Annotated in this window: 8 protein-coding genes and 1 pseudogene; all 9 read left to right on the top strand. The window is 41.5% G+C overall.

Annotated features, from left to right (window positions below; translation table 11 throughout):
- Positions 1–846 (top strand): annotated as a pseudogene (locus tag Q0940_RS07685) (hypothetical protein); the annotation flags it as partial.
- A 451-nt stretch (positions 847–1,297) separates the two neighbouring features.
- The gene (locus Q0940_RS07680; RefSeq protein WP_299266535.1) at positions 1,298–6,502 is read left to right on the top strand and encodes an FG-GAP-like repeat-containing protein; all 5,205 of its coding nucleotides are present in this window, start codon (positions 1,298–1,300) and stop codon (positions 6,500–6,502) included.
- A gap of 437 nt (positions 6,503–6,939) precedes the next feature.
- On the top strand, positions 6,940–9,270 hold the full coding sequence (locus Q0940_RS07675) for a hypothetical protein (protein WP_299266532.1): 2,331 nt from the start codon (positions 6,940–6,942) through the stop codon (positions 9,268–9,270).
- Positions 9,271–9,637: 367 nt separating this feature from the next.
- Positions 9,638–12,214: an ATP-dependent helicase HrpB gene (gene hrpB, locus Q0940_RS07670; RefSeq protein ID WP_299266529.1), complete on the top strand. Its 2,577-nt coding sequence runs from the start codon at positions 9,638–9,640 to the stop codon at positions 12,212–12,214.
- Between the two features lie 98 nt (positions 12,215–12,312).
- Positions 12,313–13,293, top strand: a complete 981-nt coding sequence (locus tag Q0940_RS07665; RefSeq protein WP_299266526.1) for an HlyD family efflux transporter periplasmic adaptor subunit — start codon at positions 12,313–12,315, stop codon at positions 13,291–13,293.
- The gene (locus tag Q0940_RS07660; RefSeq protein WP_299266523.1) at positions 13,290–14,228 is read left to right on the top strand and encodes an ABC transporter ATP-binding protein; all 939 of its coding nucleotides are present in this window, start codon (positions 13,290–13,292) and stop codon (positions 14,226–14,228) included. The genes Q0940_RS07665 and Q0940_RS07660 overlap by 4 nt, the downstream gene beginning before the upstream one ends.
- A complete protein-coding gene (locus Q0940_RS07655; RefSeq protein WP_299266520.1) occupies positions 14,225–15,376 on the top strand; it encodes an ABC transporter permease in 1,152 nt (383 codons plus the stop codon). Before Q0940_RS07660 ends, Q0940_RS07655 begins: the two co-directional genes overlap by 4 nt.
- 115 nt (positions 15,377–15,491) lie before the next feature.
- Entirely contained in the window at positions 15,492–17,771 is a 2,280-nt protein-coding gene (gene mrcB, locus Q0940_RS07650; protein WP_299266515.1) for a penicillin-binding protein 1B, read from the top strand.
- 674 nt (positions 17,772–18,445) lie between these two features.
- The gene (locus Q0940_RS07645) at positions 18,446–22,687 is read left to right on the top strand and encodes a BspA family leucine-rich repeat surface protein (RefSeq protein ID WP_299266510.1); all 4,242 of its coding nucleotides are present in this window, start codon (positions 18,446–18,448) and stop codon (positions 22,685–22,687) included.
- Positions 22,688–22,732 lie beyond the last annotated feature (45 nt).

Below are 22,732 nucleotides of genomic sequence, written 5' to 3'. Positions count from 1 at the left end.
ACTGAAGCTACCGTAGCCAGTAGCAATAAAGATGTTGTATCAATAAGCGCTACATATTTTGCCTTTGCTGCACTGCATAGAGATGGCTCGGTCACCACTTGGGGTGATACTAGTAATGGCGGTAATAACACTGAAGCTACCGTAGCCAGTAGCAATAAAGATGTTGTATCAATAAGCGCTACATATTTTGCCTTTGCTGCACTGCACAGTGATGGCTCGGTCACCACTTGGGGTGATACTAGTTATGGCGGTGATAGTAGTGCGGTTACTAATGAACTTGATGGTATTACGCCTGTTGTATCAATAAGCGCAGCAGATTATGCCTTTGCGGCACTGCACAGTGATGGCTCGGTCACGACTTGGGGGTTATATGGTGGTGGTAGCAGTGCGGTTACTACTGAACTTAATGGCACTAATCCTGTTGTATCAATAAGCGCCACAGATAGTGCCTTTGCTGCACTGCACAGTGATGGCTCGGTCACTACTTGGGGTGGTGATACCAATGGCGGCGATAGCAGCGCGGTGAGTGATGTATTAGCTGGCTCAAATAGCATTACCTACAATGACGCCGACACTGATCTTGATGGTATTAGTAATGCTGATGAGTTAGCAAATTGTACTGTGCCTTATTCTACTGCGATAGCTGATTTGGGTAATCCACCTTGTCAAAGTGCAGGTAAAGCGGATACAGATGACGATGGTGTTTGGGATAACATTGAAGTACTTAATGGGACTAGCCCATTAAAATCGAGTTACTTACATTCAAACGGTGACGTTAATAACGATGGCAAACCAGATAGCTGGATATTGTTTGATGAACAATTGAATGTGCCGTTTTTTCCTTAGCTTGTATTTGCTTAGATCTGTGTTTCCTTAGAGCTTGGTTCTCTAGGATAAGTTAGGATAAAACAAGCTAAGCACTAAATAGTGTATGTACGCCGTGACGAATGAAAATTGGTCACGGCGTTTTTGTTTGTGGTTAAATTAAGTTTTACTGTAGCAATAGACCAATATGAGACAAATACGATAAAGGTTGAGACATTTAAGCAAACATTCCCCACCTCTGCATATATCTACATATCTATTTTTTATTTATCCTACCTCATAAATTAATTTGAATTAACCACGTGTAATGCCGTGTAATATTTATTAGTTAATATTTTTGTTATTTTAAATGCCATTTTATAAGTATGAAACACTCAGGATGTCTATAAAAAAAGAGACTGCTATAAGCGCCAGCACAAAAGCCAGCACAAGAGCTAGCTATAAATCCATAATCAAGAAGGTAGATACACACATGTTTAACCTGACACCTAATTCAAAAAAGAAGTGGTTAGCTTCTTTTGCACTTATTACGAGTGTTGGCGTTGTTGCCGCAACCGTCACTTTCACCGATGATTTTTTAAGTGACACTTCAATTGACACCACAAAAACAACGGCCAATTTATCGACTGAAGAGCAAGTAGTGTATTTGGCTTGGTCAAAACAGCAGCAACATAGACTCCCCGACGGAAACACCGCAGGCAGCGACATAGGTAGTGATACTCATATTACCTACGCTATCACTTTGGGGGATATTGACGGTGATGGCGACCTTGATGTTGTGGCAGGTAATGATGGAGTCAATAAACTCTACTTTAATGATGGCAGTGGCGGTTTCACAACAGGTGCAGGCACAGACATAGGCAGTGATTCAGATGAGACATGGTCTATCGCCTTGGGGGATATTGACGGTGACGGCGACCTTGACCTTTTAGTGGGTAATAATGGCCCCAATCAAGTCTACCTTAATAATGGTAGCGGTGGTTTTGATGCAACGGGCACAATGATAGGTAGTGAGTATGATGCAACCTACGCTATCGCCTTGGGGGATATTGACGGTGACGGTCACCTTGATGTTGTGGTAGGTAATTACAATCAAACCAATAAATTTTACCTTAATGATGGCAGCGGTGGCTTCACAACAGGCGCAGGTACAGATATAGGCAGTGAGTCAGATACTACCTACTCTATCGCCTTGGGGGATATTGACAGCGACGGTGACCTTGATGTCGTGGCAGGTAATAACGGCACCAATAAACTCTACCTTAATGATGGCAGTGGCGGCTTTACAACAGGTGCGGGCACCGCCATAGGTAGTGAGTCAGATGGTACCAGGTCTATCGCCTTGGGCGATATTGACAGCGACGGCGACCTTGATGTTGTTGCAGGTAATTACGGCACCAATAAACTTTACCTTAATGATGGCAGTGGTGGTTTTACAACAGGCTTGGGCACAGATATAGGTAGTGAGTCAGATTATACCAGGTCTATCGCCTTGGGCGATATTGACAGTGACGGTGACCTTGATGTTGTGGCAGGTAATTATTACGTAACCAATAAACTTTACCTTAATGATGGTAGTGGTGGTTTTACAACAGACGCAGGCACAGTTATAGGTAGTGAGTCAGATGATACCCTCTCTATCGTCTTGGGGGATATCGACAGCGATGGTGACCTTGACCTTGTAGTTGGTGAGTTTGGCGAAATCAACAAGCTCTACCTTAATGCCGGTAGTAGTGGTTTTGATGCAACGGGCGCAGGCATAGATAGTGAGTCAGATGAAACCTTCACTATCGCCTTGGGGGATGTTGACGGTGACGGTGACCTTGATGTTGTGGCAGGTAATTATACTCACACCAATAAACTCTACCTTAATGATGGCAGTGATGGTTTTCATGCAACGGGCACAATGATAGGTAATGAGAATGATACAACCTACGCTATCGCCTTGGGGGATATTGACGGTGACGGTGACCTTGATGTTGTGGCGGGTAATGAAGGCCAAACCAATAAACTCTACTTTAATGATGGCAGTGGCGGTTTTGATGCAACAGGCACCGCCATAGGCAGTGACTCCGATTATACCCGCGCTATCGCCTTAGGGGATATCGACAGTGACGGGGACCTTGATGTTGTGGTAGGTAATTACTACAGTACCAATAAATTCTACCTTAATGATGGCAGTGGCGGTTTTGATGCAACAGGCACCTCTATAGGCAGTGAGGTAGATGTTACCCTGTCTATAGCCTTGGGAGATATTGACGGCGACAGCGACCTTGATGTTGTGGCTGGTAATAATAATGACACTAATAAACTCTACCTTAATGATGGCAGTGGTGCTTTTACAACAGGCACCGCCATAGGCAGTGACTCCGATTATACCCGCGCTATCGCCTTAGGGGATATCGACAGTGACGGGGACCTTGACCTTGCGGTAGGTAATTATAACGGCACCAATAAACTCTACCTTAATGATGGCAGTGGTGGTTTCACAACAGGCGCAGGCACAGACATAGGCAGTGAGTCAGATGATACCCGCGCTATCGCTTTAGGGGATGTCGACAGTGACGGCGACCTTGATGTTGTGGCAGGTAATTATGATGTAACCAATAAACTCTATCTTAATGATGGCAGTGGTGGTTTTACAGCAGGCGCAGGCACAGACATAGACAGTGAGTCAGATGCTACCTCGTCTATTGCCCTGGGAGATACCGACAATGACGGCGACCTTGACCTAGTGGCAGGTAACTATAGTCAAACCAACAAACTCTACCTTAATAAAACCCGTGGTTTTTTTCCAACAGCAGGCACCACGGTTGACAGTGATGCAGATCATACCAATAGCATCGTTTTTGCAGATGTAGACAGCGACGGTGACTTAGATGCTTTGGTTAGTAACTATGGTGCTACTAACAAACTGTATCTTAATAATGGTAATGGTGTTTTTGCTAGTTCAAGTGTTGATATTAGTAGTGATTCATTGACAACTTATCAAATGGCCGTTGGGGATATCGATAATGATGGCGACCTAGATATTGTCTCAGGTAATGCTGATAACAATAAGCTCTATGTTAATAATGCCGGTGTTTTTGATTCAGGAATTGACATTGACAGTGATGGCGATGACACGCGAGCAATTACATTAGCGGATGTAAATGGGGATGGTAACCTAGATGTGGTCACGGGTAATTTGGGGAGATCGGATAAAGTGTACCTTAATGATGGCAGTGGCGGTTTTGGTGCAGGCGTTGCTTTTAGCGGTGTCGGTGTAACCGATACAAATTCTGTCGCTATTGGCGATGTGGATAATGATGGTGATTTAGATATCGTCAGTGGTATCTCAGGCTCCACAAGCCAATATTACCTTAATAATGGCGATGGCACTTTTGTTACCGGGGTTGATATTGGCACTGGCTCTGCTGCTATCCGTGAAATCGCCTTAGCAGATATGGATGGTAATGGTTTTCTGGATTTAGTTGTTGTTATTAATGGTAGTAACAATGAGGTGTATTTAAATACCACAACTGTTACGGACACTAGCGTTACTTTTGATGCAGGAAGCAATATTGGTAATGAGACAGATTCTACTAATGGTCTCGATGTTGCCGATGTAGATGCGGATGGTGACTTGGATGTTATCGTTGGTAATGTTACCCAAACCAATAAACTTTATCTTAATGATGGCAATGGTGGCTTTCCGTCTACAGGGATAGATATTGGTACTGAAACAGATCTAAGCTATACCATAGCAGCCGCTGATGTAGATGGTGATGGCGATATAGATATTATGGCAGGCAGCACTTCCTCAACCAGTGGTAATAAACTATACAAGCAAGTTTACCATAACATTAATGGTAACCAGGTTTACTCAAATAAAGTAAATGGTAGTTTGGTTGATGTTCTCGGAGTGACGTTAACCGCAACCGCAACAACTAATACAGAAACGACGCGTAACACGTCTATTGATTATTACGTCAGTAATAATGGTGGAGACAAATGGTATAGCGTAAAATCTGGTGCTAATTTTACCTTCCCAGAAACTGGCACTGACGATATACGCTGGCGTGCACAATTTAATTCACTGTCACCGGTTATTAGTCCGGTACTGTCAAAAGTTGAAATGTTACATATCGTATTTCCTGAAATTACAGGTGTTATTTACGATGTTTTAAATGGCAAATTAACAGTAACTGGCATTAATTTTTCCGATAAAACTGGTGCAACTAATGATATAGACGTTTCAATGTTTACCTTTACAGGTGAAGCGAGTGACAGTTATACATTAACGGATACAGTAGATGTTGATATCAGTAGCTCAACAGAATTTACGTTAACACTCAGTGAAACTGACAAGGCTGAAGTAAATGCGTTAATCAATAAAAACGGCACTACCTCAATGGATGGTACTGTCTATAATTTAGCGGCTGCAGAAGATTGGAATGCAGGGGCTAAAACTAGTTTAACCATTGCTGATAGCACCATAACAATCACAGCAAGTAATTTTAATGGATCATCAACATCTAGTGTTGCAAATTTAACGGTTAGTGCAGTAGCCACAACACCAAATAACACATCGTATGACATGTCTTATGAAATCACGCTTACCAATAGTGGTGACGAGACGGCTGAGAATGTACAAATAACCACGACGATACCAGAAGGTGTTGTATTGAGCGTTGTACCAGATAACTGTGAACTAGTGGGTACTTTATTAACCTGTACGATTGCAAGTGTTGAAGCAGGGGAGACGGTTACCATTACGTTAGCTTTAGTTGGCAGTGCAAATGTTAATGGTGCAATAGTGACTAGCATTGTAGGTGCTGACGCAAGCAGCGAAGCCAGTAGTGCAAGTACAACATTTAATTCTGTGTTTAAAGAAGTGACAGTAAAAGCAAAAAGCAGTGGTGGCAGTATGCCAATCATGGGCTTATTTGGTTGTTTGATATTGTTATTGATACGTAAAGTTAAACTTAAATCTAAATCTAAATCTAAATCTACATCTACAGCGACACCTACACTGATGAAAAAGCTAATGGCGGCATTCTTGGTGTTGTTTGCCACTGGCGTTCAAGCTGCAGAGACTCAATCACAAAGCTTTAAAATGAGTGATTTGACGATTGGCTTAAGCCTAGGTAGTGCAAGTAGTGAAGTAAGTAATAAAAGCGCAGAGCAAGGTTTAGCTAATAATAGCCAAGAGCAAAATGGCATATCAACGGACGGCAGTCGTTTTGCATATCATGCCGAGGTAGGTTATCAAATCTATAGTGACTGGCGTGTACTCGCTGGTTATATGGACTTGGGACCAGCAACGTTCACGTTTAATGGCGTAACCTCTTCAGTGGATGATTTGGTCGATGCGTTATCTGAGCTTGATAAGGTTAGCGGAAAAGGCTTAACGGCGAGTGTTGAATACACTTACCAATACAAAGAAGCCAATAACTATAACTTAGAAGATTGGTACTTAGCTCCACAAATAGGTCTGTTTTCATGGAGTGGTGAAATTGGTATCGATGTTGGTGATGAATCACATACATTTAAAGAAAGCGATATCTCATTATTATATGGATTAACGCTAGGGTACCAATTTAATGATAAAGCCAGCTTGGGACTTAGATGGTTAAAGACCAGTGTAGAGCAAGATGTAAACACAGTGATGTTGAGTGTTTCGTATAACCTTTAGTTTTTACTAAACAGTAAAACCAAAAGCGACATCAATAGTTAAGTAAAACAAAAAATAAAACGGCGTTCAAGTTAACTTGAACACCGTTTTTTTATATATAAATATATTTGAATTCACTTTTTAGTGATCCCAATGAACAGCTTACGGTTAATTCTCTGTTGATAAGTGCATGGCTAAATCAAGTTTTATTGCAGAAATAGACTGTTGTGAGACAAATACGATAAAGGTTGAGACATTTAAGCAAACATTCCCCACCTCTGCATATATCTACACATCTATTTTTTATTTATCCTACTCACCAATGTAATTTTATTTTGCTACGAGCATTTTGCCACGTGCACTTTGCCATGTGCAATACCGTGCAATATTGTTTTGTTTAGCTGAATGAAATAATCCCCGTTAAAGAATATTAATTTCCTATTTAAAGAGAGCTAGTTATGGATGTACTCATAAAGAAATGTTTTGTGGTGTTATTTGCTGTGTTGTTATTTGGTTGCAGTAAATCGAATAAGGGGACTGAGGAAGTAGATACGCCGGTTGTTAAGGTGGCAGGTCAGGTACTGGTATTTGGTACTGACGTTACTGAGCTTGGTATAACAAAAATAACCACCGACGCTGCATTTACCCAAGTGGTTACAGGCGGTAATGGCGGTGTTATCACATATTCTTCATCTGAGCTTACCGTCGCTAGTGTAAATGATAGTGGTGAAGTCACTATTATTGCTGCCGGAACCACCACTATTACCGCAACGGAGGCGACAAGTGACGAGTTTCTTGAGCAAAGCGTTAGTTATACGTTAACGGTTAATAAAATAGCGGGTCAGTCATTAGTATTTGGCGATGACATCAGTGAATCTGGTATAACAAAAACCACCGATGACGCTGCATTTACGCAAGTGGCCACTGGCGGTAATGGCGGTGTTATTACATATTCTTCATCAGAGCTTAATGTTGCTAGCGTAAATGATAGCGGTGAAGTCACCCCGGTAGGTGCCGGAACAACCATTATTACGGCAACGGAAGCAACAAGTGACGACTTTATTGAGCAAAGCATCACTTACACGTTAACGGTTACACAAGGTGTGGTGCGTGTTGAGTCTATTGCTAGTAATGGTTACGCCTTTGCAGCACTGCACAGTGATGGCTCTGTTACTACTTGGGGGGATAGTGCATTAGGTGGTGATAGTTCTACGGTAGAAACCAAACTTAATGGTACCAATCCCGTCATGTTAATCAGTGGTACCTCTCTTGATGATATTGGTACGTATTATGGAGCTTTTGCTGCACTACATACTGATGGATCAGTAACGACTTGGGGAGATAATGAAGGCGGTAATAGCACTACGGTTGCTACTAAACTAAATGGTACTAATCCTGTTGTATCAATAAGTGCTACAGACAATGCCTTTGCTGCACTGCACAGTAACGGCTCCGTCACCACTTGGGGGCGTAGTAACTATGGCGGTGATAGTTCTACGGTAGAAACCAAACTTAATGGCACAAATCCCGTCGTGTCAATGAGCGTTACAACCTCAGCATTCGCTGCGATACATTATGATGGTTCAGTTACTACTTGGGGAAATAGTAGCTTTGGCGGTGATAGTACCAGTGACACTGCGGTCGCTACTGCGCTTAATGATACAACCAATCCAGTCCTATCAATTAGTGCTACAATTACTGCATTCGCTGCTCTTCATGATGATGGATCTGTCACCACCTGGGGGAGTAGTAACACTGGCGGAGATAGCACTACTGATACTGCGGTTGCGACGGCACTTAATAGCAGTAAACCTGTTGTATCAATAAGTGCTACAGGACAAGCCTTTGCTGCACTGCACAGTAACGGCTCAGTCACTAGTTGGGGGAATGCCGTTAATGGCGGTGATAGCACCACTGACACTGCGGTTGCCACTGCACTTAATGGTAGTAAGGAGGTTGTGTCAATAACTGCAGCAACTGTTGCCTTTGCTGCACTGCACAGTGATGGCTCTGTTACTACTTGGGGGGGAGGTAGTTTCGGCGGCGATAGCGGCGCAGTTGCTGCTGATATCGACGGTACTAATGATGTTGTATCAATAAGCGCTGCAGGGGGAGCCTTTGCGGCACTGCACGATGATGGTTCGGTTACTACTTGGGGGGCGGATAGTTTTGGCGCTGATAGTGATGAGGTTGCTACTGAGCTTGGTGGTGGTAATCCTGCAGTATCAATTAGTGCTGCAAGTAGTCAAAATTATGGTGCTTTTGCTGCACTGCACAGTGATGGCTCCGTCACCACTTGGGGGAGTGATGACTTTGGCGGTGATAGCAGCGCGGTTACTACTGAACTTGAAGGTACTACGCCTATAGTATCAATAAGCGCAACAGAAGGAGCCTTTGCTGCATTGCACAATGATGGCTCTGTCACGGCTTGGGGTGATAGTGATGATGGCGGTGATAGCAGCGCGGTGAGTGCTAAATTAGCTGGTTCAAAGAGCATTACCTACAATGATGTAGATACTGACCTTGACGGTATTAGTAATGCTGATGAGTTAGCAAATTGTACCGTGCCTTATTCTACTGCGATAGCTGATTTGGGTAATCCACCTTGTCAAAGTGCAGGTAAAGCGGATACAGATGGCGATGGTGTGTGGGATAACATTGAAATACTCAATGGGACTAGCCCATTAAAATCGAGTTACTTACATTCAAACGGTGACGTTAATAACGATGGCAAACCAGATAGCTGGATATTGTTTGATGAACAATTGAATGTGCCGTTTTTTCCTTAGCTTGTATTTGCTTAGATCTGTGTTTCCTTAGAGCTTGGTTCTCTAAGATAAGATAGGATAAAACAAGCTAAGCACTAAATAGTGTATGTACGCCGTGACGAATGAAAATTGCTCACGGCGTTTTTGTTTGTGGTGTTAATCAGGAGCAAAACCTTGCTTGTCACGCCAATAAGCAATAGCCAACTTGTCAGTGCTGGATAAATCTAAAGCAATAAAATACCGCGAGTGATTTTTGTATTTTGTGACCTTGTGTTTTCCAGACGTTATCATTTCAAGCGTTCAAGGATCTAAAGGTTTTGTTTGTTTAAATATTCTTTATAATTGTTTCCACTTAAAGCTGAATTTAGTCGCTGAGCAAGCAGAATACATGACCTTACCAATAGATGATATTTTCCCACAACTGGCTGAAGCACTTTTATCGTCAAGTCGTGTTATTTTGCAAGCGCCACCAGGGGCTGGTAAGTCAACTCGGTTGCCGTTATTACTATTACAAACTGGGCAATTTAATAATCAGCATAAGATCATTATATTAGAGCCGCGCCGAGTAGCCGCCAGGCAAATTGCAACGTATTTATCATCACAGTTAAAGCAAAAAATAGGTCAGCAAATTGGTTTGGTAATGCGTGGTGAAAACAAAACCTCGCAAGATACGGTTATTACCATAATGACCGACGGCGTGTTGGTTAGGCAGTTACAAAATGATCCTGAGCTTAACAATATTGCTTTAGTTATTTTTGATGAATACCACGAACGTGCATTACAAACCGACTTAGCGCTCGCCTTAACCTTAGATGCACAAGAGTTAAATGAAACGGTTAAGGTACTGATCATGTCGGCCACCTTAGACTTGCAAGCCTTATCAACCTCCTTGGATGCTCCAGTCGTAGAGTCAGACGGTAGACAATACCCAGTTACATTAGAATACGTAAACGCCACAGCAACGACTTATACCACCCCAAGTATTGATGATATTTGCCGTACTGTTGATGTGGCGATTAACTCAAATTTTAACAATCAGCAGTCTTCTGTTTTGGTGTTTTTATCCGGTATTGGTGAAATTAACCGAGTGCAACAAAGGCTAAACCAAACCTTACCAGCACACATTAAATGTTATCCGCTATTTGGTGGCCTCACCATAGAGCAACAAGCTAACGCAATAAAACCAGCCGAAAAAGGCATGCGTAAAATTGTACTGGCCACTAACATAGCTCAAACCAGTTTAACCATAGACGGTGTGGATATTGTGGTGGACGCAGGCATTGAAAAAGTAATGGTGTATCAACCAAAGCTTAAATCTGAGCAGTTAGTGACGCAACAAATTTCACAAGCGTCTTCTGTACAACGAATGGGACGTGCTGGGCGTTTACGCGCAGGACTTTGTTATCGTTTAGGATCACAAGAAAACTTTGACCGCCGTAGAAAACACGACACAGCAGAAATAGAACGAGTCGATTTAGCCCAGTTGTTACTAGAAGTGCATTTGTGGGGCGCACAGTTTAACGACTTATTTTGGCTCACCAAACCAGAACCCTTTTTATTAAATGTAGCGCAACAAAAACTACAAGGGCTAGGCTATTTAGAAAGCGGTTATTTAGAGCAAGGCGTTAGCGGACTGAAAGTTAGTAATTTGGCAAACCAATATCAAAATATTGGAGCAGGATTACGTTTAAGTAAAATGTTGCTTAAAGCCGCAGCTTTGCAAAACTCGTCAAGCGAACAAAGTGGTTTGTTACCAACCGCTTGTGTATTAGCCGCATTAATTGAGCACGGTAGAGCGTCTAACAACGAAAGCGACTTAACTGCGCAAATAGAAAAAATGGATCATTACACTTGGTCGCAGTTATCTGAGTTTATTAACCGTTATGGCAAACGTTTTAAGTTAGCAAAAATACAAAAGTCTCAGCTAGAGCCTGAACATATAGGCTTGTTATTGGCGTTGGCATTTCCAGACAGGATAGCCAAAAATATAGCCAAAAAGATTGGTAAACAGTGGAAGTTAAGTAACGGCGTTGGTGTGCAATTTCATCCCAACCAAGTTGAACCAAGCGCAGAGCTTATTGTGATAGCACAATTTAATGCTGGGCAATACGGCCAGTATGTTCAATCTTATGCCGCGGTAAGCTTAACGGAAATACAAGAGGTGTTACCTGAGCTTATCGTATCTGAGGATAAAACCGGTTGGTCAGACGCATTACAAAAACCGTATCAAGCCCAGCAAGTAAAAATTGGCGAGCTGGTTCTATCAGAAAAGGCAAAACCTTTGACGTTAACGCCAGAAGGTTGGCAACAAATTTGGTTGGATTACATTAAGCAAAAAGGGCTGAACTGTTTAAACATTAATGAGTCAACGGATGTACTGATCAAAAAATTACAGCTAGTGGCAGAACATTTACCTCAAAATAGCTCTTCACAAGATAACGCTTCACAAAAGCCTTGGCCTGATTTTAGTTATGACTCTTTGTTTGAGTCTTTATTCACGGGGATTAATAATCCGCAGAACTGGTTAGTGAGTTATTTGGCGGATGTAAAAAGTGTCGCGCAATTAAAAAAACTCAACATTACTGACATACTGCTAAATTCAATGGACTGGTCATTACAACAAGAACTCCAAAAAGCCTGTCCAGACACTTATAAAACGCCAGCGGGTTCTAGCCGAAAAATTGATTACTTGGCCGACACGCCGAAACTGTCTGCCAAATTACAGGAAATGTTTGGTGATCCAACCAGCCCAGCTATCTGCCACGGTAAACAACCTTTGTTAATAGAATTGTTATCGCCGGCACAAAGGCCGTTACAAGTGACTCAAGATTTAGTTAATTTCTGGAACAATGCGTATCAAGATGTAAAAAAAGAAATGAAAGGTAGATACCCTAAGCATCCGTGGCCAGACGACCCAATTAATTTTGTGGCCACCAGTAAAACTAAGTCTCAGCTAAATCGGTAGAGCTTTAATACTTTAATAGATAAGCCATAAAAAATATTCAGCTTAGATATAAAATGCTAGATTAACGCCACGCACGTCCAATTTAATAGGAATGTATTTTGTTTATTCGTCTATTCAGCCAAGGTCTTTCACAAGCACTTTCTAAAGTTGCAGTTATAACGCTAACTTTAACCTTAAGCGCTTGTGATCTGGACTCTCCTAGTATGGCTTTGGGGACATTGGAACGTGACCGAATCTCCCATACCGCCACAGCCAATGAAGTTGTAGTTTATTTGCCTATCGCACAGGGTAAGCGAGTAAAAAAAGGCAATGTATTAGTACAGTTAGATACACGTTTGCAATTGGCCATGACAGCAAAAGCCAGAGCTAACGTAAAAGAAGCGGTAGCCAACTTAGAAAAACTACGAAACGGTGCTCGATCAGAAGATGTCGCATCTGCCACCGCAAAGTTAGATGGTGCTAAAGCGTCTCTGCTGGAAAGTGAAATTGGTTACAACCGAGCAAAAAACTTAGTTGAGCAAGAGCTTGTTAGTAAGGCCTCGTTAGATCAAGCGTTAGCGTCCAGAGATGCCAATGTTGCAGCGGTGCAGTCGGCAAAAGAAGAATTATTAAAACTAACCAATGGTACACGTCCAGAAGATTTAGCCATTGCTAAAGCGCATTTAGCGGCAATGGAAGCGATAGCCGCCAGCGAGTCTAAAAAGCTACTAGATTTAACGGTAGTGGCAACCCGTGACGGAATTTTAGATAACCTACCTTGGAACCTTGGCGAACGTGTCACTCTAGGTAGTCCTGTGGCTGTGGTATTAGCCGGCGTTGCGCCTTATGCTCGTGTGTATATCCCAGAACCTTACAGAATAAAAATATCGGCAGGGGATACGTTAACCGTAAGAGTAGATGGTTTAAAACAGTCAATGCCGGGCAAAGTGCGCTGGATTTCATCAGAGCCTGCATTTACTCCTTATTATGCGTTGAACCAGGGCGAACGTTCTCGTTTGATGTATTTGGCAGAAGTCCAATTACCGGATAGCTACGCCACTTTACCTAACGGTGTTGGTGCACAAGTAGAGTTGCCATGAATAATTCATCCGAGTCTGAATACGCGATTCAAGCCAAAGGATTAAGTAAACATTTTGGCGATCTTAAAGCGATAGATAACCTTGATATTAGCGTTGAGAAATCACGTATTTATGGTTTTTTGGGGCCAAATGGCTGCGGAAAAACTACGGCTATTCGTATGTTAACAGGCTTGTTAACGCCAACCTCTGGCGAGATTGAAGTGTTAGGTTTACGTTTGCCGCAAGAGGCTGAAAAACTCAGACTTAAAATTGGTTATATGACGCAACGATTTTCTTTGTATAACGACTTAACGGTAAAAGAAAACCTACAGTTTATTAGCAAAATATACGGCATTACTGGCACTCAACAAAAAAAACGAATTGACGAATTACTGTCTATTTACGGTTTAAACCATAAGCAAACCCAATTTGCTGGTAGCATGAGTGGTGGACAGCGTCAGCGTTTAGCATTGGCCGCCGCAACTTTGCATAAACCAGAATTGTTATTTTTAGATGAGCCGACGTCAGCTGTCGACCCAGAAAACCGCCGTGAATTTTGGGAGCAGTTATTTGATTTATGTGATCAAGGTACCAGTGTTTTGGTGTCTACCCATTACATGGATGAAGCAGAGCGCTGTCATAAGCTGGCGATACTAGAAGACGGTGTTAAACGTGCCGACGGTACGCCAGAAGAGTTAATGAATAATATGGCAGCCCATGTTATTGAAATTTCAGCGCCTGAATTACGCCAATTAAAACAGCATTTAATGTCGTTGCCAGAAGTGATCACTGGCTCTCAGTTGGGAGCTCGCCTTAGAGTATTAATTCATAATACGGTAACAGACCCAATTGGTTTTATTATGCAGCACAGTAATTTAACTGCAGATTTTGTGGACTTGGTTAGACCAAGTTTGGAAGATGTTTTTGTTACTTGCACTGGGAATAGCCGACAATGATGTTAAGTTTACTTCGTATTCAGGCGATATTCTTCAAAGAATTAACCCAACTTAAACGTGACAGAATGACCTTTGGCATGGTGATAATGATCCCACTTGTTCAGCTGATGTTGTTTGGTTATGCGATTAATACCAATATTAGACATATTCCAGTTGGCGTGGTTGATCAAAGCCAAAGTGCGTTAAGCCGAGTGTTAGTACAAACTATCTCCGCCACTCAAGTGGTTAAATTTGAGCAGCAATTCCAAGATATAAAAACGGCAGAAGACGCACTTAAGCGCTCTGAAATCCGCGCAATATTAATTATCCCGCCAGATGTCACTAAACGTGTTGCCCGTCATCCTAGCTCTGGTTTTGGCTTGCCTGCATCTAGTGATGAAGAAACCAGTAGGCCAATTGCACAGTGGCTGGTAGATGGCGCCGATACTGCAATTGCTGCAACCATTAAAAGTTTACGCAATATGCCCTTGTCTGAATTAGTGTCGGTAAAGCCTGCAAATAGAAGTACGCCAACGTTTGAAGTCACCTTGTATTACAATCCAGAACAACGAACGGCGGTAAATATAGTACCGGGCTTAATCGGTATTATATTAACCATGACAATGATCATGTTTACTTCGGCAGCTATTGTGCGCGAACGTGAGCAAGGCAATATGGAAATGCTGATCACCACGCCAATTCGTTCGATAGAAATTATGTTAGGTAAGATCATTCCGTATATTTTTATTGGCGTAGTACAAGTGGTGATTATTTTAGGCTTAGGTTATCTGCTATTTGATGTGCCGGTAAATGGTAGCTTGCTGTCTCTGTTAGCGATTACTTTGTTATTTATAGCCGCCAGTCTCACTTTAGGTTTGGTGATTTCAACTATCGCAAAAAACCAACTGCAGTCTACTCAAATGACAATCTTTGTTTTGTTGCCATCGATACTCTTGTCGGGTTTTATGTTTCCTTATGAAGGCATGCCGTTGGCGGCTCAATATATTGCAGAAGCCTTTCCTGCCACGCATTTTATGCGGTTAATTCGTGGGGTGGTACTAAAAGACCTGGAGTTTACCGATCTTACGTTTGATATATATTGGTTAGGCCTGTTTACCATTATTGGTTTAGCGGTCGCATCTATGCGTTTTAAGAAAACGCTTGGCTAGGCTGATATAAAAAGATAAACAGCTTATAATCGCCTTTAAATATATGAATTTGTCACAATAAATGACAGTATCACTTTTCGCGATTTTTAATTGTAAACCATGAGAATAATAAAGTATGACAGAGTCGGTTGACCCTAATCAGTTCCTAAAAAAATGGAGTGTCCGTTTTTTAAAAGTCATTGTTTTGGTATCTATTGTTTTAGCATTTTATGTTATTTACATGGATGCTTGGGTACAAACCCGTATGACAGGACAAAAATGGGAAACGCCCGTTAAGGTATTTGCTCGTCCTTTGACCTTGTATCAACACAAGTTTTTACCTAAAAATGAATTAGTCGCTGAGCTTAAGATTCTGAGTTATAGGCAAGTCGATAACGCTGTAGAGCCAGGTCAGTACAGCGTGTCAGGCCAAACGGTAGAAGTTTACCGCCGTGGATTTATTTACGTTGACGACCAGCTTGAACCTAAAAAATTAAAAGTAGAATTTAGTGACGACCGTATTGTCTCGGCACAACGCGAGCAAGACGGTCAGTGGTTATTGTCTAGTATTGAAAGCTTAGACCCTTTATTAATTTCCCGTAAAACCAACTCTAAAAATGAAGACCGCGACATTATCAATTTAGCCACAGTGCCAGAATGGATGATAGATACGTTATTGGTGGTGGAAGATAAAAACTTTTATCATCATCATGGTGTATCGCCTTTTGCTATTTTACGAGCATTGTGGGCCAATTTAGTTGCTGGTCGAAAAGTGCAAGGCGGCAGTACACTTACGCAACAGTTAGCTAAAAACCTATTGTTAAATGACAATAGAAAAACTTACCTTAGAAAATTCAAAGAAGCCATAACCGCATTAATTCTAGATTACCGATTTAGTAAAGATGACATTTTGGAAGCCTATTTTAATGAAATTTATTTAGGCCAAAATGGCAGTCGTGCAGTACATGGTTTTGCCTTAGCCAGTAAGTTCTATTTTAGTAAGCCGCTGGTGGAATTACAGCAGCACGAATTCGCCTTATTGATTGCTATTGTCAAAGGCCCGTCATATTACAATCCAACTAGGCATGTAGAACGTGCCAAAAAACGCAGAGATTTAGTGCTGCAGTTAATGGTGTCTGAAAACGTAATAGACAGTGCGGAATATGAGAAATATATCGTTAAACCTATGGTGATAAGACAGCAAAAAACCAAAGGTAGAGAGTTATACCCGGCCTATATGCAGCTAGTAGAACGTGAGTTAAAAGAGCTTGAAGTTGATGAATACAGTGCCAACGGCTTGTTAGTATTCACAGGCCTTGATCCTGTGTTACAGAAAAACTACCAGAAGTTATTTGGCCGTAGTGTTAGAAAATTAGAAAACAAATACAGCTTAAAAGATATCAACGGTGCCGTTGTTTCTATCGATAATTCCAACGCGAGTATTATGGCGTTAGTGGGTGATAAAAATCCAAACTCGTTTGGCTTTAACCGAGCGCTAGATGCCAACCGTAATATTGGTTCTTTAGTCAAACCCGTTATTTACTTAACTGCACTGCAATCAAAAAAATATAACTTTGCCAGCGTGTTATCTAATAAAGCCCTTGCCATGAAAAACAATCAGGGAGATCAGTGGCAACCGCAAAATTACGATAAAACCACCTCTGAGTCCGTGCTATTACAGCAAGGTTTAGTTAATTCTATCAACTTACCAACCGTGCATTTGGGCTTGGAATTAGGCTTAGATAAGGTGATATCAACATTAAACTCGCTAGGTGTAGAGCAAAATATACCTAAATACCCATCTATCTTGTTGGGCGCTGTGCCTATGTCGCCGCTTAATGTTGCTAAAATGTTGCAACCTATTGCAAGTTACGGTCAAAAGTTAACAAGCTCTGCAATACTTGATGTTACCGACGTTAATGGATTTTCTATTTGGAGTAAATCTAAAGACGTTACGGAGGTGGCCGACTACTCCACCAGTTACCTACTTAATGAAGGACTAAAACAAGTAACCGAAGTGGGCACCGGAAAACGTTTAGGTATGTATTACCCACATGTGCAATATGCAGGTAAAACCGGCACCACCGACGACTCAAGAGATAGTTGGTTTATGGGGTTTGACCAAAATAAGCTAACCACTATTTGGATAGGCAAAGACGATAACTCACCGGTTAAACTTACGGGTAGCCAAGGGGCGGTAACTATATTCTTAGACTTACAAGCCGCCAGAAAGGCGGAGTCTATTGTCACGCCAAAACCAAATGATATTGATGTTTACCCAGTAGATTTAAATACAGGTGAGATCCTTTCCGGTGAATGTGGTGACTATATTTTACTGCCAATTAGAAAAGCCGAAGTGGCCTCAAAATCAGATCAAATTAAAGAATGTCCCTCGTTTTTTGATTTTTTGAAATGACAGAAGAGCAGCTGCGAGCTAAGAGTGACGAGATTCGAGTCTCGAAGTTGCTCCATCTTTTCCTCGCCACTCGAAACTTCCTTCAGCAACGAGAATCGAGTTTCGAGTAAAAGCAAAAGTAAAAGCTTAAACTGGTTTTGTACTCGAAACAGCTTTATCTTTTTCTCGCCACTCGCCACTCGCCACTCGCCACTCGAAACTTCCTTCAGCAACGAGAAACGAGTCTCGAGGTACGAGTAAAAGCAAAAGCTCAAACTGGTTTTGTACTCGAAACAGCTCTATCTTTTCCTCGCCTCTCGCCTCTCGCCTCTCGCCTCTCGTAGCTCGAAACTGCTTTTATCTCGCAACTACTTCTATCTCGAAGTTTGCTTACAGCTGATATACCGAATTTATACTTTAAAGCCTGCTATATCAAAATCTTACTTAATGTTAGTTTGTTTAAACATCAAAAGTAGTATGTAAATTGTGCAATGAATGTTGACCATTACTAACTGGTACAGTATTATGCGCGACTTTCCATACTACCCGGTAAAGAAGATGACTTTACCTATCATGGACTAATTTACAACTACTTTATTGCTGTATTAGCTTAATGCTAATTAAAGGAAAATTTAATGTTTTTATCCACACTCACAACTTTCGGTCTTTTTGGCAATCGGTTTATTAAAATAAACATGTCTAATATAACGCAGAAAAGCATACGTATACTTGCTGTTATTGCTTTTTCAAGCGTATTAACCGCTTGTGGTGGGGGTAGTGGTTCGTCTACACCTGACGATGATACGGTAATAGAAGTACCTGTTGATGATTCTGACAGTGAACAGATTGTAGATACAACAGCTCCTGTTATAACCTTAAATGGCGATGCTCAAGTAACGATTGGACTTGGCAGTACATATTCTGATTTGGGCGCTACAGCTAATGATGAAACAGATGGTAATGTTGATGTAATCACAACTGGTTTGGATGAGATAGATACATCCGTATTTGCAACTTACACTATCACTTACACAGCGACTGATGCTGCGGGTAATACAGCTAGTGCAACGCGTACAATAACGGTTGCTGATATAACAGCACCTGTTATTACGTTGGAAGATCCTTCAGATGTAAGTTTTGTTTTTGGCAGTCCTTACAATGTTTATGAATCAAGTAGTGCAACGGCAGTTGACCTTATAGATGGTGAAGTTGATGTTGTTATTACAGGCGAAGAAAATATAAACCTTGATGCGGTCGGCATTTATGTCGTGACCTACACAGCAACCGACGCTAGTGGTAATAAAGCTGTTGTAACTCGTACTATTACGGTGGCCGCCCCAACACCATTTATTACAACATGGCAAACTGACCACCCAAGTGCTGGCAGTGATGCGTCAGATGACAATCAAATAAAAATTGGCACACAAGGCACTGGTTACGATTTTACCATTGATTGGGGGGATGGCACTATTGAGTATAATCAAACTGAAGGTAAAACTCATACTTATGAAGTTCCTGGCATTTATACAATAAAAATTACCGGCAGATTCCCTCGTTTGTATTCTGATTTTGACAGCAGTGGTTATGATAATGATAAATTATTATCGGTTGAACAGTGGGGTAATAATCAATGGTCGAGTATGTCTCAAGCGTTCCATTCGGCAAATAATATGGTTGTTAACGCAACTGATGTACCTGATTTGAGTCACGTAACGGATATGTCGGATATGTTTTACCGAGCCTATTCATTTAATAGTGATATTAGCCAGTGGGATGTTTCCAATGTCACTGAAATGCAAAGTATGTTCTATGATACTGAGTCTTTTAATCAAGATATTAGTGGGTGGGATGTTAGCAATGTTACAGCAATGGATTATATGTTTCGTGATGCTGAAGCCTTTAATCAAGATATTGGTGGCTGGGTAGTTACAAGCGTTACCGACATGGAATCGATGTTTGAAGGTGCAACAGACTTTAACCAAGATTTAAGCCAATGGGATGTATCTAACGTCGATAGCATGGTAAGTATGTTTGAAAACGCTAAATACTTTAATCAGGATATAAGTAGCTGGCAAGTGAAAAACGTGAGGCTCATGGATAACATGTTTACTGATGCTCATTTGTCAGTGGCTAATTATGATGCGTTATTGATCGCGTGGAGCCAGCAAAAACTAAAGACATCTGTAAATTTAAACGTTAATTCATACTACAGCGCAGCATCTAGCGACGCTAGAGATAAACTAGTAAACGACTTCAATTGGACTATTTCTGATAAGGGATTGCTACCAACAGAAGCTGATAGCGTTAGCCCAGAAGTGGCTTTAATTGGTGAGTCTAATGTGACTATTTCAGTAGGCACTGATTATGTTGAGCTTGGCGCTCTGTTTATTGATGATCGCGACGGTGCTATGCCAGTCACTATAATCAGCGGAACAGTTGACACCACAACACTAGGTGAATACACCGTCACTTATACCGCAAGAGATGCAGCGGGTAATGAAGACGTTATAACGCGTACTGTGAATGTGATTGAGGCTGACACTATTGATCCTGTTTTAACTTTAAACGGCGCACCTACCATTACGTTAGGTCAAGATGAAGCGTATATTGATCTGGGCGTAACAGCACTTGATGAAAGAGACGGTATATTAACTCCAGTCATCTCTGGAATAGTGGATTATAGAGTAACTGGCACCTACACCATTACTTACACGGCAGCAGATGCAGCAGGGAATACGGTGACAACATCGCGTACAGTTATCGTCCCTGTTGATACCACTCCTCCGGTTGTTACTTTAAATGGTGACGCTGTCATCAAGCTTACTATAAATACGCCTTATACCGAGTTAGACGCTAGAGCAGAAGATTGGCGAGATGGTATTGTTAACGTTGTTATTTCTGGCACTGTAAATACTGCCGTAGAAGACGATTATGAGATAACGTACACAGCAACCGATGCTGCCGGTAATGTCGGAAGTGTTACGCGTACTGTTCAAGTGTTAGATACTGATGGTACTGAGCCAGTTATCACCTTAACAGGCGGCAATACCATCGACTGGACTCAAGACTTTAGCTTTAACGAATTAGGTTTTTCTGCTTATGATGAACGTGATGGCGAACTTACTGTTGTAGTAACTGGTAGCGTTGATACGACGACAACAGGCGAGAATGAATTAACATATACCGCCACTGATGCTGCAGGCAATGAAACGGTAGTAACTCGTATTGTTAATGTCGTTGCAGCAACGCCATTTATTACGACTTGGGAAATTCCGGCTGATGATCTTGATTTAACGATACCGACTTCTAGTTCAGGTTATGATTATTCGATTGATTGGGGGGACAGTAGTGCTGTTGAAGAGAATCAAACCGGTAGCACAACGCATACTTATGCTGTGGCAGGTACATACACAGTACAAATAACAGGTCCATTCCCAAGGTTGTACATAAACGGTACTTCATCAATTGCTTCTAAGCTTACTGAGGTTACAGCTTGGGGGAATAACATTTGGTCAAGTATGGACAGTGCGTTTGAAGGGGCTGAGAACCTAGAAATTACAGCGACAGATTCACCAGTACTACATCAAGTGACCAGCATGAACGAAATGTTTAAGGATGCTACCAACTTTAATAGCGATATTAGTAGTTGGGATGTATCGACTATTACTACAATGCAAAGTATGTTGGAAGGCGCTGAATATTTCAATCAACCTATTGGAGATTGGAGTGATAACACCTCGAGCGTCACAAATATGCGCAACATGTTCAAAAATGCTAAAGCGTTCGACCAGGACCTTAGTGCTTGGGATGTTTCTAGTGTAACCAGTATGAATTCAATATTTTATAATGCTGCAATCTTTAATCAGGATATTAACGCGTGGGACGTTTCTAGTGTGACCGACATGACTAGCATGTTTTTTGGAGCCTTTACTTTTAATCAACCATTAGATGGTTGGCAAGATAAACTGTATAATGTGACAACTATGAACAGCATGTTCGTGAACGCAAGTAAATTTAATCAAGATATTAGCGAATGGATTACTCCTCATGTCACTGTTATGACTCAAATGTTTTACAACGCAAGGGCTTTCAATCAAGATATTGGTCAGTGGGATGTGTCAAATGTCACAAACATGTCTGCTATGTTTAGTGGGGCTAGTGCTTTTAATCAGGATATTAATGCGTGGGATGTTTCTAGTGTAACAACCATGAATTATATATTTAATGGTGCCACTGCTTTTAATCAGCCATTAGATAATTGGAAGTATAACCTGTTTAATGTGCAGAATATGTACAGCATGTTCTCGGGCGCAAGTAAATTTAATCAAGACATTAGCGAATGGATTACTTCTAATGTCACCAATATGGCTAATATGTTTGAGGGCGCAGCCTTGTTCAACCAAGATATTAGCGGTTGGGATACATCTAATGTGACGAGAATGGATAACATGTTCGCAGATGCAGCCGCTTTCAACCAAGATATTAGCGGTTGGGATACATTTAATGTGGAGAATATGGGATACATGTTCGACAGTGCAGTCGCTTTCAATCAAGATATTAGTGAGTGGGAGACATCTAATGTGACGGAAATGCAATACATGTTCCGATATGCAGGCGTTTTCAATCAAGATATTAGTCGTTGGGATACATCTAATGTGACGGAAATGCAATACATGTTCCAAGGTGCAGTCGCTTTCGACCAAGATATTAGTAACTGGAACATTGAATCTGTTACTAGAATGAGTAGTATGTTTTCTAACGCTAATTTATCGGTGGCTAATTACGATGCACTACTTATTGGATGGAGTGCTCAAACCGTACAGGAAAACGTGACTTTAGGGGTTGATAGTTATTATAGTGATAGTGCTAGTGCAGCACGTGACCTGCTAGAGAGTACTTTTGGTTGGAATATTACTGATGATGGTTTAGAACCTTAAATCACTGCGTGATTGTCATCTTGTGCGGTGGTATGAGATGACAGA

The sequence above is a fragment of the uncultured Psychrosphaera sp. genome, from assembly GCF_947500655.1.
In the GTDB taxonomy this organism is placed as follows: domain Bacteria; phylum Pseudomonadota; class Gammaproteobacteria; order Enterobacterales; family Alteromonadaceae; genus Psychrosphaera.
The sequence above is the reverse complement of the archived record's forward strand: the minus strand, read 5'-3'. Positions and strand labels throughout refer to the sequence as shown.